At 54.3% G+C, this 13,517-nt stretch carries 11 protein-coding genes and 1 tRNA gene; 9 read left to right on the top strand and 3 right to left on the bottom strand.

The features are described from left to right. Positions 1 to 200 precede the first annotated feature (200 nt). On the bottom strand, positions 201 to 2,252 hold the full coding sequence (locus tag ABLQ08_RS15675) for an alkyl/aryl-sulfatase (RefSeq protein WP_352943915.1): 2,052 nt from the start codon (positions 2,250 to 2,252) through the stop codon (positions 201 to 203). Between the two features lie 447 nt (positions 2,253 to 2,699). On the opposite strand from ABLQ08_RS15675, the gene ABLQ08_RS15670 reads away from it, so the two are divergent. The 4 genes from ABLQ08_RS15670 to ABLQ08_RS15655 all read left to right on the top strand — a co-directional run bounded on the left by ABLQ08_RS15670 (position 2,700) and on the right by ABLQ08_RS15655 (position 6,292). Beyond that, a complete protein-coding gene (locus tag ABLQ08_RS15670; RefSeq protein WP_352943913.1) occupies positions 2,700 to 4,274 on the top strand; it encodes a hypothetical protein in 1,575 nt (524 codons plus the stop codon). A gap of 118 nt (positions 4,275 to 4,392) precedes the next feature. Then, positions 4,393 to 4,746, top strand: a complete 354-nt coding sequence (locus tag ABLQ08_RS15665; protein WP_352943911.1) for a hypothetical protein — start codon at positions 4,393 to 4,395, stop codon at positions 4,744 to 4,746. A gap of 424 nt (positions 4,747 to 5,170) precedes the next feature. Further along, on the top strand, positions 5,171 to 5,635 hold the full coding sequence (locus ABLQ08_RS15660; protein ID WP_352943909.1) for a DUF411 domain-containing protein: 465 nt from the start codon (positions 5,171 to 5,173) through the stop codon (positions 5,633 to 5,635). 153 nt (positions 5,636 to 5,788) lie between these two features. Then, a complete protein-coding gene (locus ABLQ08_RS15655) occupies positions 5,789 to 6,292 on the top strand; it encodes a cytochrome c (RefSeq protein WP_352943908.1) in 504 nt (167 codons plus the stop codon). 96 nt (positions 6,293 to 6,388) lie between these two features. Here ABLQ08_RS15655 and ABLQ08_RS15650 read toward each other — a convergent pair. Then, positions 6,389 to 6,462 (bottom strand) — tRNA-Gln (locus ABLQ08_RS15650). Positions 6,463 to 6,796: 334 nt separating this feature from the next. Between ABLQ08_RS15650 and ABLQ08_RS15645 the strand changes: the two genes are divergently transcribed. From ABLQ08_RS15645 to ABLQ08_RS15625, 5 genes are all read left to right on the top strand, one after another. Beyond that, the gene (locus ABLQ08_RS15645) at positions 6,797 to 7,165 is read left to right on the top strand and encodes a hypothetical protein (RefSeq protein WP_352943906.1); all 369 of its coding nucleotides are present in this window, start codon (positions 6,797 to 6,799) and stop codon (positions 7,163 to 7,165) included. After that, a complete protein-coding gene (locus ABLQ08_RS15640; protein WP_417714919.1) occupies positions 7,096 to 8,469 on the top strand; it encodes a Ppx/GppA phosphatase family protein in 1,374 nt (457 codons plus the stop codon). Before ABLQ08_RS15645 ends, ABLQ08_RS15640 begins: the two co-directional genes overlap by 70 nt. Next, positions 8,466 to 9,182, top strand: a complete 717-nt coding sequence (locus ABLQ08_RS15635) for an RlmE family RNA methyltransferase (RefSeq protein ID WP_352943904.1) — start codon at positions 8,466 to 8,468, stop codon at positions 9,180 to 9,182. Before ABLQ08_RS15640 ends, ABLQ08_RS15635 begins: the two co-directional genes overlap by 4 nt. 211 nt (positions 9,183 to 9,393) lie before the next feature. Then, the gene (guaB, locus tag ABLQ08_RS15630) at positions 9,394 to 10,896 is read left to right on the top strand and encodes an IMP dehydrogenase (protein WP_352943902.1); all 1,503 of its coding nucleotides are present in this window, start codon (positions 9,394 to 9,396) and stop codon (positions 10,894 to 10,896) included. A gap of 48 nt (positions 10,897 to 10,944) precedes the next feature. After that, entirely contained in the window at positions 10,945 to 12,237 is a 1,293-nt protein-coding gene (locus tag ABLQ08_RS15625) for an RsmB/NOP family class I SAM-dependent RNA methyltransferase (RefSeq protein WP_352943900.1), read from the top strand. 16 nt (positions 12,238 to 12,253) lie between these two features. Here ABLQ08_RS15625 and ABLQ08_RS15620 read toward each other — a convergent pair whose 3' ends face one another. Beyond that, the gene (locus tag ABLQ08_RS15620; protein WP_352943898.1) at positions 12,254 to 13,471 is read right to left on the bottom strand and encodes a tetratricopeptide repeat protein; all 1,218 of its coding nucleotides are present in this window, start codon (positions 13,469 to 13,471) and stop codon (positions 12,254 to 12,256) included. Positions 13,472 to 13,517 lie beyond the last annotated feature (46 nt).

The raw sequence follows: 13,517 nt of genomic DNA, 5'->3' as shown, positions 1-13,517 counted from the left end.
ATGCCTTGGTTGTCGGCAAATCAATCAGAGGCTGAAACTGCCGTAACGTCAATATTGAAGATCAAATTTAATCTTTTCCCATTACCTCTATCCAGGGTTTTGCTTGGTGGCGGATACGTGTTTCATGGTGGAAACGCCCCTTCGCGACACATTGCGAAGGAGCGTTGCATCAGGCGAGATTGCGGAGACTGCCGATAAGCTCACCCGCCGTTCGAGTTCGCGAGCGCGGGCTGCGCAAAATTGTTTGCCGGTTTTGTCAGGTCTTGAGCGCCCGTTCCAGGCATCAGTTCAAATCCCAGATCGAATTGATCGAGAGTTGAGGCCAGTTGACCGATCACTTTAGTGTCCCCTTCGGACTTCACAGTGCCTTCCGCGATGAGATCAACGAGCTTCTGCTCGCCCGTCATGACAGATTCCAGGTCAGCCCTGTTTATGGCAAGGCTCAAATCAGCCTCGTCAGCTTTGTGACCGACGATGTGTGTCAGTGTTGCGTTGCTCATTTCGATTACGATTTTCTCGTCACGATCAGCAATATCGAGATTGATCGTGAACTCCATGCCAGCCGCTTTTGCGCTATTCACGCGGATTCCCAGAAAATCCAACCACATAGAAACCGGCATGGCCTTGATGGTGTCCGGGCCGGTCGTCTCGATCGTCGCACCTTCCGGAATACCATTGCGTAGTTCATAGGCTGCGCCGAGGAACGAATTGCGCACCGACGGGCTTTCCTTCTGATATCCGATTTGCTCGAAGGCATCTGCGAGCAGGTCCTTTGCATCCTGGTTCTGCGGTTCGGCGTAGACCAGCTTGTTCAGGATCTCGGTGGCGGCGAAATACTCGCCGTTTCCGATGAGTTCCTGACCTTTTGCAAGAATGGGTTGGGCTCCACCCATCATTTCGACATAGAGCGGAGCACTGTCTTCCGGTGAAAGAGGCGTCAGTGTTGTCGGATTGGCGTCCCAGTAGCCCAGATAGCGGTTGATGACGGCACGACTGTTATGTTCAACCGAACCATGGTAGCTGCGCGCCGCCCACTGGTTTTGCAGGCTTTCCGGTACGTCATAGACGTTATGAACCTGATTGATGGTCACCCCTTTGTTGGCAAGGTTCAGAACACCGTTGTTCAGGTTGGCATAAGTGTCACGCTGAGCACGCATGACCTCCTGAATGCGGTCATTGCCGAACCGAGGCCAGGAATGTGACGCGAACATCAGTTCCGCATCCTGGCCGAACTCATAAAGAGCATCGTTTATGTGTTTCGACCAACTCAATGCGTCCCGAACAAGAGCGCCGCGCAACGTATAGATGTTGTGGATCGTGCCAGTGATGTTTTCAGCCGCCCAGAAGGCCTTGAGGTCCGGGAAATAGGTGTTCATTTCAGCAGGTGCCTCAGTCCCCGGCGTGTTCTGGAAGATCATTCGCACACCGTCGATTGTGATCTCCTCGTAGTCTTCAGACACGTATTTCGTCGGTTCGATCAAACCGGTCGTGCCGGCGGAGATATTCTTGCCGATGGATTGATCCACGTGCCCATAGGGACTGCGCGGCAGCAGCACGCCATACTGGAAGAACAGACGGCGGTTCATGACATTGCCGGCATAGACGTTTTCTGAAACGGCGTGTTCCATGAAGCCTTCCGGAGCGATGACCTCAACACCATTGGCAACGTCTTCGTCTGTAATGACACCCCTGACGCCGCCATAGTGGTCGGCGTGCGAATGCGAATAGACAACGGCCTTGACCGGCAATTCGCCAACCGTATCGTTCAGCAACTTCAGCGCGGCAGCTGCCGTTTCCTTGGACGCAAGGGGATCAAAGATGATCCATCCGCTATCGCCCCGAATGAAGGAAATGTTGGACAGGTCAAACCCGCGCACCTGGTAGATCTTGCCTTCAAGAATTTCGTAGAGGCCATAGTTCATGTTCAGGATGGCCTGGCGCTGCAGCGAAGGATGGATTGAATCGAAATCCTTGCCCTCAAGGAGATACTCATAGCTGCCGATGTCCCACGCAACCGTGCCGTTCTCGGTCTTGATCTGCTTGTAATCCGGGGTTGCGATGAGACCCTTCCGGCTTTCCTCGAAGTCCCTTTCATCTTCGAAGGGGAGGGCGTTGCGCATTTCTCCCTGAAATTCGACAGTGAATTCAGATGGCAACTTTCCTTTGGCGTCAAAATGTTCCTGTGCGGCCCCTGTACCCGCAGTCAGAGTTAAAAGTGCAGTTGTAAGAACAAGGGCATTGCGGCGTACCATGTTGGAACGACTCCTATAAATTTGAATAACAACAAGCGCCAAGGTGTGCGGTCGAACCAGCAAAGTGGTTGGGTCCGCAACGCGACTGAGTTGGAAAAATCAAAGAAGGATGGCCTCCTCGAAACCTCGGCGCTCGCCTGAAAGCTGAGATGCGTGGTCATCGTATGCACCACTCGAGGAACGTGAAGTACGAACATGTTGCTACATGGGCGAGTGAACGTGTTACAAAGGGATGTTTTTTGAAAAAAATTCTGATTTGTTAGGAATTTATCCGTGCCAGCTGAAACCGGACCGACAACGTCGGAGCACTCGATACGTATGCAATTGCAGCGTATGCTGAATCACCCGGAGTTCCCAGCGACACCTCAGCGCAAAGCGTTCTTGACCTATGTTGTTGAGGAAACGCTGGCAGGACGGGCCGACCAGATCAAGGGTGTGGCGATTGCCATGTCGGTCTTTGGTCGAGACGACACTTTCGACCAGCAAACCGATCCGATTGTTCGACTCGAAGCGCGCAGACTTCGCAGAGATATCGATAGCTACTATGCCGGACCGGGTCGCGATGAACCGATCCGGATTTCAATCCCCAAAGGAACCTATGTTCCCCGCTTTGAAGAGATTACCGATGGCTCTGAAGCCGAGCCTGAAAAACCTGCTGAGAAACGGTCAGGATTACCGAGTTCAGTTCGGCGGTGGCAATTGGCGCTGAGTGTGGCTGCAGTTGCGGTCTGTGCGGTGTTAATCGGCGTTTTCGCCCTGTTGCCGGAGTACGAGCTTATCGGATCAGATAACGAGGACTTACCCAAAGGGCCGGTTATTGCCGTGTTGCCATTTACACCTTTGGGGGAGGGGCCCGATTATGTTGCAGATGGCATAACACAGCAATTGACCACGGAACTGGTGCGCTTTCGAGACCTATGGGTGTTACCGTTGGGGAGTGTCGCACGCTTTCGGCATGGCAAATCCGATCTCAGTGAATTGAGATCTGAATTCGGTGCCGATTATGTTCTAGAGGGAAGCGTCTCAGCCGCAGTCGGTACCTTGAATATAACTGCCCGTCTGGTGGACCTGGAAACAGACCGATACATTTGGGTTCATAGTTACGACACCGTCAGCAGTCCGAAGGAAATATATGAAGCCCAGAACCTGATCACCCGGGAAGTAATCGGTAATCTGGCGGGAAAATACGGCATCCTTGCCAAGGAAGCTATGAATGAAGCCGCGCGCCGCCCGCCCGAAACCCGAAGTGCTTATGATTGCGTACTGGAATACTACAGTTATCAAATCACGATAAACCTTGAACGTCATGGCGAGGTAAAGACCTGCGTTGAAAGAGCTATCGCGCTGGAACCAGACTATGCGGAAGCCTGGGCCGTGCTGTCGAACCTCCATTTGCAGCAGATCCGTTTTGCACTGGGAGGCAACAGGCAGGAGCTCTTCGCGCATGCGGAAGAGGCAGCTCGCCGTGCTGTTGAACTGGATCCGCATTCTGCCTCCGCGCATCTCATGCAGGCAAATGTGCGGTTTGTGGCCGGTGACCTAGAAGGCTTTCGAAAATCAGGTGGTAAAGCCACATCCTTGAACCCTAACGACAATGCAATTCTCGCGCATTTTGCCCTGAGACTTGCACTCAGCGGATCCTGGCAAGAGGGGCTTGCGATCATGGACAGGGCTATTGCGCTCAATCCCGTCCATCCGCACTGGTATCATTTTCCATGGGTTTTCTACCACTACGAACGACAGGAGTATCGCGAGGCGCTTTCCACGCTCGACAAGATCAAGATGCCTGACTTTTTCTGGACGCATCTTTGGCGGACTGTGCTGAACGCGGAGTTGGGAAATGACGCTTCCGCTCAAGAAGCGTTAGCGGAACTGATTGCGCAACAGCCGGAATTGGAAACTGATATTCACGACATGCTTTCTGTCTGGCTGTTGAATGAGAATTTCAAGGAAAGACTGGTCTTGAGTTTGGAGAAAGCGGGGCTGAAGAACAAAGAGATATCCGAAGAAAGTAGTCTATAGCATTGGATTGAAGACTGAAAAATAGAACTTCTATCGCGGCGATGGATCTTTGTTGTTGAGTTCAACTGCGCCAATCTGGCCCATGTAAATCCATTCAAGAACAATCTATATGATGCCTATGCGTAGCTTGCTGATTGCATTTCTGATCACAATTTTTGCTGGGGTCCACACGGCCGCTGCTTTGAGTGCCGGGCAAGCAGACGTTTCAGGAATCACTTCCCAACAACAACTCGACACTATGGTGATTGACACCGTCGAGATGGGAATGGCGCACCACACCCAATGTTGTAGCGATGCAGACACCTCGGGCGGCGCGGGCTCCTTAGCAAGCTGCAGTGTTGACTGTGGTACCTTCTATCTTGTCGATTTTTCGTCCGAGTTTGTATCAGAAGCAACTGTCGAGATCGTTCCGCTCGCCAGCTTCCTGTCTGTAATATTGCGTCAGCCGGACCATCCTCCCAAACAGCGTTGACCTGCCGCTGTGGGCGCAAATGTCCGCCCATCGATATCCTTCTTGGAAACACAGGTGAACACTATCCTTTTGTGACTCATCAGCTTCTGATGATTGGTGTTCGCCAGACAAACAGGTAAACGCAAATGGAAAACGAGACGATTGACGCTCGTAGTCTGTCTACGGATGCGAAGACAAAATCGACATCAAACTCAAGATCGGAAAATCTGAAACTGCTCTCCGGACACAATCTGTTCATGGCTGCCTGTTGTGCCGCCATGATTGCGGGGACCGGCATTTACGTTGCATTCGCACCGGCTGACCAGTCATTCGCCCAGAAAATGCTGCTTGCAGCTCCCCTGCTGGGGTGCGTTGGTATGCACTTTGTTCTGCATCGCCTCATGGGCAAACCTTGCCACAGTTCCTCAAACGCAGGAGGTTCAAAATGACCAGACGTATCACCGCATGTTTCGCGCTTGCAGGATTGGTGACACTGGTGACACCAACGTTGGCCGATGAAGAAAAAACCATGACCGTGTACAAGTCGCCATGGTGTGGATGTTGTGAGATCTGGACGGAAGCAGTTGAAGCTGCGGGCTACAAGGTTGTTGTTGAAGACATGGAGGATCTGTCCTCCATCAAGCAACAAGCCGGCATTCCAGACGACATGCAAGCCTGTCATACCGCAGTGATCGGCATGAACCGGAAATACATCATCGAAGGACATGTTCCGTTGGAAGCAATCGACAAGATGATGAGCGAACGTCCGGATATCCGTGGCATTGCCGTTCCTGGCATGCCTCAGGGATCTTTGGGCATGGGATATGATCCGAGTGCCGAATACACCGTTTATTCCCTCGGTGAGACCCGTTCTCAGACGCCAGAACCTTTCTTGACGACGGGTCGATGATCGTTCTTGGGACAGGGTTCAAAACCTGAATAACAAAGAAAAAGAGGGCGGTTCGTGCCGGTTTCGCCCTCGTTCTTGTCAACGGCATGCCGAAAGGGTTGGCATGCGTTATTCTCTTCTCTCGTTGACCAAAAACTTGGTTCTAATGGAACAATGAAAAGAGCGCTGATTCTCTGGTCTTTCTTAGTAAGTTTCTTGATTTTCGTTGCGATCCTGACGGGCTATCTGGCCAACCAAAGTGACGATGGTGCAGGTTTAGTGAACAACGCGACCCTTGTTCTGCAGCCGGACAATCCGGTTCTCGTGCGCCAAGGAGCGGAAATCTATGAAAATTACTGCTCCACTTGTCACGGTTCCGACCGTCGGGGCGAACCAGACTGGCAGGCGCCCAATCCGGACGGTTCTTTGCGGGCGCCACCGCATGACGAAACCGGACACACCTGGCATCACGCTGACGAATTGCTGTTCAATATCACGAAATTCGGCACGGCCCAGGTTCTGGAAATAGAAGATCTGAACTCCCCAATGCAGGGCTTCGCAGAAACGTTGTCGGATGAGGAAATAGTCGCCGTTCTTTCGTGGATCAAATCCACCTGGCCGGAAAATATCAAGGAGCAACACGACACGCTGAATAGACGCGTTCAAGAAGCTCAATAGCGAAACCAACAGCCTGGAATGACAATCGGGTCGTTTAGCTTCTCACGCGCGAGCCAGATCGCTGCCTTCAAAACACAACAATTTTCAGAAAAGAGTTGGCTGGGGAACCTGGATTCGAACCAGGACTAACGGAGTCAGAGTCCGCGGGTCTACCGTTAACCTATTCCCCAACAATGCTCGGGATTCCGAGGCAACGACCAAGTATGTTGCCACTCAATTGAGGGCCGCTTAGTCGGTGAAGGGCATATACATCTATCATAATCCGGAATGCAAGAGCCGATTTTGACTTTTTTGTGAAATCTGCCCCCACGCAGGTGATGCGAAACACGCATGTGTTTTGTGTCAACGAGTGCTTTCCCGGCAGCGGTCAACCTGATAGAGTTTTCGCAACGACAGATATGGCCCTGGCTACGCCGCATAAAATGGCAGGCGCACCGGGCCTGAAAGGCAATAGCGTGACTGAATCAGGTCAGGAACCGCCCGATCACGGGCGTCGTACCGCTGATGTGTCCGGAGACAGCAGAACTCGATCCGAGTTCAAGGGCCAGAACAGACGGCGCAGAAAGCGTCGTTCGGGGAAAAGCCCGAAAGGCAATGTTGCTGGGCAGGAGACTGTCACTGCAACTGATGGACCTGAAGGATCAGGGCAAGCTCCGATCCCTGCTGGTACCGGATCCGTCGATAATGCGACGCTTGCGCAAGATTTCCGTGCGCAAGACGGGAAAGGTGCATCTGCACCGGATAGAAAACGGAAAAAACGCCGACGTGGAAGTTCAAAACAATCCACTGCGCAGCAAACCGGCGTGGTGGAAACAGGAGCTTCCGAAACCTCGCCAAACGGTCAGCAAGCCGGCGAAGCCGCTACGAGCCTGAAAGGGAAGAAGGCCGCGCGCAGGCGTGGGCGTCGACGGTGGCAGGCGTCGAAAAAGGCGACAAACGGTCAACCGGGCAAAGCCGAGGCCGGCGGAACGCAAGTCGAGCAAGAATCGTCCGCGCGCGGACCTTCCCAGCCAAGCCAGCGTAAGCCGGCTGAACGCCAGAAGCGGGATGCCGATATTCGTCTCCCGAAAAACCGCGGGGACGCGGCTCGACCCCGGCGACCAGGTCAGCACAAGGATCGGCCAAGGAACGTAAGGAACAACTCTCCGCTTTACGCCGCCCTTGATCTTGGAACGAACAATTGCCGACTGCTGATCGCGCGTCCCGAGGAGCGCGGTTTCAGGGTCGTTGATGCCTATTCCAGGATCGTCAGACTTGGCGAAGGTGTCGGTTCCAACCGGCGCTTGAGCAATGCCGCCATGGACCGGGCGATTGAAGCTCTGGCCAATTGTCATCGCAAACTCGCCGACCGTGGCGTCGCCCGCTCGCGGTTGATTGCTACAGAAGCCTGCCGCGCTGCGGAAAATGGCGACGAGTTCATCGAACGGGTGAAAACGGAGACCGGTCTGGCGCTCGAGGTGGTGAATCGGGAAACAGAGGCGCGCCTGGCGGTGGCAGGCTGTGCGTCCCTGGTCGATCATGAAGCCGACGGTGTCATTCTGTTCGACATCGGTGGCGGTTCCTCAGAAATTGTCTGGCTTGACCTAAGAAACCGCTGCGGGGCCAGAGGATATGCTCTGACCCGGTTCATTCGATCCTGGATTTCGCTCCCGGTAGGTGTGGTTAATCTTGCAGAGCGTCATGGCGGTGTGCATGTCACACCCGACGTGTTTGAAGCGATGGTGGAAGACGCCGCCGAGCATCTTTCGGCATTCAGCCTGTCCGATACACTTTCCGAAGCAATTGCTTCCGGGCGGGTACATATGCTCGGCACTTCCGGCACCGTGACAACGCTTGCCGGCGTTCACCTAGGCTTGAAACGCTACGATCGCAGGCGCGTCGACGGCACCTGGCTCGATGACCATGATGTTTCAAGAATGATTGATCAGCTGCGAGACATGCCGTATGAGGCGCGCGTGGAAAATCCGTGCATCGGGGCTGATCGCGCGGACCTTGTCCTTGCCGGATGTGCCATTTTGGAGGCGATCAGAAGGCGGTGGACTTGTTCGCGTCTGCGGGTCGCAGACCGCGGACTTCGTGAAGGTATCTTAACTGAATTGATGGCAGCCGATGGCGTTTGGTCTCGCAGGAACTCCGGCCAACGTTACGACCGCAGGCGCCAAAGGAACAGAACATGAGCCGTTCAAAAAAAGGATCGGGTGATCGCGGCCTGCACGTAAAGGTCAAAACGGCGGCAGGCCGTCGGGAATCATCAACACGTTGGCTGCAGCGGCAGTTGAACGATCCTTACGTTCGCCGTGCGAAGATGGACGGGTATCGTTCCAGAGCGGCTTACAAGCTGATTGAGATTGACGACAAGCATAAGCTGCTGAAACCGGGCTACAGGGTCGTGGACCTCGGGTGTGCTCCCGGCGGCTGGTGCCAGGTGGCAGTCGAAAGAGTTCAGTCAAGCGTCGAAACTCCGAAAGTGGTCGGGATCGACTACCTGGAAATGGATCACGTACGTGGTGCGACTTTCCTGCAAAAGGATTTTTTGGATGACGATGCGCCGGCGGCACTGATGACGGCGCTCGGCGGTCACAGACCCGATGTGGTCTTGTCGGACATGGCTGCCCCGACAACAGGGCACAAGCAGACCGATCACCTGCGGACCACGCATCTTTTCGAAATCGCCATTGACTTCGCGCGCCGCAATCTCGTTCCTGGCGGGTCGTTTCTGGCGAAAGTGTTCAGAGGCGGTACTGAAAATTCTCTGCTGCAGGACCTCAAGCGCGAGTTCAAGACGGTTGCGCATTTGAAACCACCGGCAAGCCGAAAGGAAAGTCCGGAGCTTTATGTAATCGCAAAGGGCTTTCGCGGAAGCGATCTGGAGCCTGATCAGCCTGCATAATCTTCTTTGCGTCAGTATGCGATCAGGTGCTTCGATTGACCTGTTGAGTTTTCTTGTAAACGGGCAAGTGAAATTCCAAGGCTCTTTTCTTTCTGTCACCCGCGTGTTATTGACCCGCGCCAACTTCTCCGGCACAGCCGAAGCGACTCGAAAGATGCAGGCGATGGAAATCGAGCCTGCGTCTCAGCTATTCTATTAAGGGGAATTGGCCATGGCGTCTTTCTTTGTCCCATCAACCGGGCAGCAAGCTCTGACCTTTGATGATGTACTGCTAATTCCCGGTCACTCGGAAGTAATGCCGGGCGATGTGGATCTGAGCACGAAGGTAACCAGGGATCTGGAGCTCAATATTCCGATCCTTTCTTCCGCGATGGACACGGTCACGGAAGGCCGTCTTGCCATCGCGATGGCCCAGGCAGGTGGTATTGGCGTTGTTCACAGAAACCTGTCGTTAGACCAGCAGGCTGAAGAAGTCCGAATGGTCAAAAAGTTTGAGTCCGGAATGGTGGTCAATCCATTGGTTATCGGCCCGGATGCGACGCTTAAGGAAGCACTCGACCTCATGAAACAGTTCGGCATCTCCGGGGTGCCCGTTGTTCAAAATGGCGGTGCAGGTGGACAGGTTACAGGAAAGCTTGTTGGCATACTGACCAACCGAGACGTACGATTTGCTTCCAATCCTGATCAGAAAATTCACGAACTGATGACCAGCGAAAATCTGGTGACGGTGAACGACAACGTCAGCCAGGAAGACGCAAAACGTCTTCTGCACCAGAATCGCATCGAAAAGCTTCTGGTTGTTGATGAAGGCCAGAACTGCATCGGCCTCATCACGGTCAAGGACATGGAGAAGGCGCAGCTCAACCCGAACGCCTCAAAGGATAGTCAGGGTCGCCTGCGCGTTGCTGCTGCGACCAGTGTCGGTGAGGAAGGCTTTTCCCGAGCTGAACGGCTGATCGATGCAGGTGTCGACCTATTGGTTGTCGATACCGCCCATGGCCATTCTCAGAAGGTGCTGGATATGGTGGGAAGGGTGAAAAAGCTCTCCAATTCTGTCCAGGTTCTTGCCGGCAACGTAGCAACTTCAGAGGCAACAAAGGCGTTGATTGACGCAGGTGCGGATGCCGTAAAGGTAGGCATCGGTCCTGGGTCGATCTGCACGACCCGTATCGTTGCGGGTGTCGGGGTTCCGCAGCTCACGGCAATCATGGAATCGGTCAACGAAGCCAACAAGCAAGGTGTGCCTGTCGTCGCGGACGGCGGCATCAAGTATTCGGGTGACCTGGCCAAGGCCATTGCTGCCGGAGCTGCCTCGGTGATGGTTGGTTCCCTGCTGGCAGGCACCGAAGAAAGCCCGGGAGAGGTCTATCTGCACCAGGGGCGGTCCTATAAATCCTATCGCGGGATGGGATCCGTTGGTGCAATGGCACGCGGCTCTGCTGATCGTTATTTCCAGGCAGAAGTTCGCGACAGCCTGAAACTCGTGCCGGAAGGTATCGAAGGCCAGGTTCCCTATAAGGGAGCTCTTGGAAGTGTGCTTCACCAATTGGCTGGCGGATTGCGGGCTGCAATGGGATACGTCGGCGGCAAAAACATCCAGGACTTCCAGGAAAAAGCACGCTTTGTCCGGATTTCCGGCGCCGGACTTAGGGAAAGTCACGCTCATGACGTGACGATTACCCGGGAAAGTCCGAATTATCCTTCCAACGTTTAAGTAGTTTGAGGGAGCGGGCAGCTACTTGACCCGCTCCAGAGGATTGACATGAAAGATGGCGGACGCCTTGCGGCGGCAATAGAAGTCCTGACAGATATCGAGAACCGCCATCGTCCGGTTCAAGTCGCACTCCGAGACTGGGGGGCGGCACACAGATTTGCAGGTTCGGGCGATCGAACCGTCATCGGCAACCTCGTTTTTGATGCGCTGAGAAACAAGGTGTCGTTAGCAGCGCGCATGAAAAGTGCCACACCGCGCGCGCTCGTGTTGGGTACCTATGCGCTCACCTGGGAAAAAGGCCTCGAAGCGCTTTCTGGTGCGCTGTCGCAAGACAGGCATGCGCCTGAGTCGTTGACCGATGAAGAGGTTTCTATTCTTGGCGATGATATGCAGCCCGAGATGAAAGACTTCGAAGCTGCCGATGTTCCAAGTTGGATCTGGCCGGAACTTCAGTCGATTTTTGGCGATAGTGCAGTAGACGAAGGACAGGCTCTGGCGAAACGGGCGCCGGTCGATCTTCGTACCAACACACTGAAATCTGACCGTGACAAGGTCCTCAAGCGTCTTGCACATACTGGCGCGATTCGGTCACAAATCTCACCACTTGGCGTTCGCATTGAAGCCAAGCCGGGTCTCGGACGGATGCCTCATGTTCAGGCTGAGGAGGGGTACCGCAAGGGCTGGTTCGAGCTGCAAGATGAAGCCAGTCAGCTGGCTGCCCACCTTGCACAGGCAAAGCCCGGCGAACAGGTGCTGGACTATTGTGCAGGTGGCGGTGGCAAAACCCTTGCGCTGGCCGCATCCATGCAAAACAAGGGGCAGCTCTACGCTTATGACGCGGACCGGTTGCGTCTTGCTCCCATCCACGAACGTTTGCAGCGGGCCGGTGTTCGCAACATTCAGGTCAGAGATCCCGCAAGTTCCTCACTTGAGGATCTGCAGCGGCAAATGGACCTGGTTTTCATCGACGCACCTTGCACAGGCACAGGCGTATGGAGACGCAGGCCGGATTCAAAATGGCGTCTTTCTGAAAAAGCGCTTGAAGATCGGATTGAAGATCAGCGCCATGTTCTGGATCACGCAAGTCAGTATGTGAAGCCGGGTGGACGCCTTGTTTATGCTACGTGCTCGGTATTGCCTCAGGAAAACCAGGATCAGGCTGCTCGTTTCTTGAACAGGAACCCCGATTTCAGTTCAAAATCTGCGCTTGATATCTGGAGGCAAACCCTTTCAGGCCTGCCTGAACCCAAATATGTCAACGAACGCGGAGAACTCCTTCTGACACCCGCATCCACTGGAACAGACGGATTTTTCATCGCAATTTTTGAGCGCAGGTCCTAAGTCCGGTTTTGCGGAACTAAGTCCGGTCCCGCCGCTGAAGCCCCAGTACATTGGGTAGGGGATCATCATCTGCGAGCTGGACACCGAGCGGCTTGTCTGCTGCCGGCGTTTGAGTGATTTCCTGGACTTTTGCACGGCCGACATTCGGTTCCGGTCGGTCTGACCCCGGTGTTTGCACTTCGACATTGACTGTAGCCTCAGTCGCAGCAATTTCTTCAACACGATTCTTCGTTTCGCCAACGGGATCCGATATCCTGCTCGGATTGGAGGCGATCAGGTCTTCAGCGAGCTTTCGTATGTCCGTATCGAGACCGCGACCTGATGTCAGTCCGGTGAGGACAGCGCGGGCTTGCGGGGCAAACTTGAGTGCAGCCAGTGCGGCACCAAGCGCGTTCAGAGGTTCGGACGCGGATTCGGTCAGGTCGTGCGCTTTCAACGCGTATTCGAGAGCCGTATCGTGCTTGCCGAGTTTCCGAGAAAGTACACTCAGCCGTACCAGGTTGGTTTGTGAACGCCCGTTGAGCTTCAGCGCAGCGTCTGCCGCCTCGAACGCGTCTTCCAGTTCGCCTTTTCCCGATAAAGCATCAGCCAGGATTTCCAATGTCAGCGGATCGGTCGGCGTTAGCTGGTTGGCTCGAATTGTAAGTTCTATGACTTCGTCAAATCTTTTCCTGAGCAGAAGGAGATTGGCCAGTCCAAGAAGAGCAGGGGGGAAATCCGGGTGGATTTTGAGTGCCTTGCGATAGGCAGCGACAGCGGCAGAAATCTGGGTTCCATTGGCGTGTGTATCCGCAAACAATGTGAGAACTTCAGGAGACTCCGGCAATAACTCCAGAAGGCGCTTGGCCGGCACCGCAGCTTTCGAGGGTTCTCCCATCTTCATATTTACGCTGGCAAGCCCGTAAAGCGCGTTGAGATTGTCTGGCGTCGCGGCGAGGACTTCGTCGAAGTTCTGCTTTGCATTCTCGAAATCGTTCATCAATAACTGGCAGTTACCCAGGCTTGCCCTCGCTTTCAGATTTTCAGGTTCCGCGAATACGACCCGACGCAATTGAGATTGCGCTTCGTCCAGATAACCGGCCTGAAGCAGCGCGGTTGCCGTCCGATAAGCAATTTCGGTGTCCTGTGGAGCAAGTTCCAACGCCTTGAGAAAATAAACGAGTGCGTTGTCGAGATCTCCGGAGCCTTCCAGGGAAATGGCTTCTTCATACGCTTTGCGGGCAGCGGCGGTCATCTGATTTCCGGTATCTTCAAGACCTTCTCGTTTCGTCGGCCTTCGA

It is taken from the genome of Roseibium sp. SCP14 (genome assembly GCF_040329475.1).
GTDB lineage: Bacteria > Pseudomonadota > Alphaproteobacteria > Rhizobiales > Stappiaceae > Roseibium.
This window is presented reverse-complemented; position numbering and strand designations above follow the sequence as displayed.

Bases quoted from the DNA above. Each gene is read 5' to 3' on its own strand.
- ABLQ08_RS15670 (WP_352943913.1), top strand. From the start codon at position 2,700: ATGTCGGTCTTTGGTCGAGACGACACTTTCGACCAGCAAACCGATCCG.
- guaB (WP_352943902.1), top strand. From the start codon at position 9,394: ATGGCGTCTTTCTTTGTCCCATCAACCGGGCAGCAAGCTCTGACCTTT.
- ABLQ08_RS15660 (WP_352943909.1), top strand. From the start codon at position 5,171: ATGACCAGACGTATCACCGCATGTTTCGCGCTTGCAGGATTGGTGACA.
- ABLQ08_RS15635 (WP_352943904.1), top strand. From the start codon at position 8,466: ATGAGCCGTTCAAAAAAAGGATCGGGTGATCGCGGCCTGCACGTAAAG.
- ABLQ08_RS15675 (WP_352943915.1), bottom strand. From the start codon at position 2,252: ATGGTACGCCGCAATGCCCTTGTTCTTACAACTGCACTTTTAACTCTG.
- ABLQ08_RS15655 (WP_352943908.1), top strand. From the start codon at position 5,789: ATGAAAAGAGCGCTGATTCTCTGGTCTTTCTTAGTAAGTTTCTTGATT.
- ABLQ08_RS15665 (WP_352943911.1), top strand. From the start codon at position 4,393: ATGCGTAGCTTGCTGATTGCATTTCTGATCACAATTTTTGCTGGGGTC.
- ABLQ08_RS15620 (WP_352943898.1), bottom strand. From the start codon at position 13,471: ATGACCGCCGCTGCCCGCAAAGCGTATGAAGAAGCCATTTCCCTGGAA.
- ABLQ08_RS15625 (WP_352943900.1), top strand. From the start codon at position 10,945: ATGAAAGATGGCGGACGCCTTGCGGCGGCAATAGAAGTCCTGACAGAT.
- ABLQ08_RS15645 (WP_352943906.1), top strand. From the start codon at position 6,797: ATGTGTCCGGAGACAGCAGAACTCGATCCGAGTTCAAGGGCCAGAACA.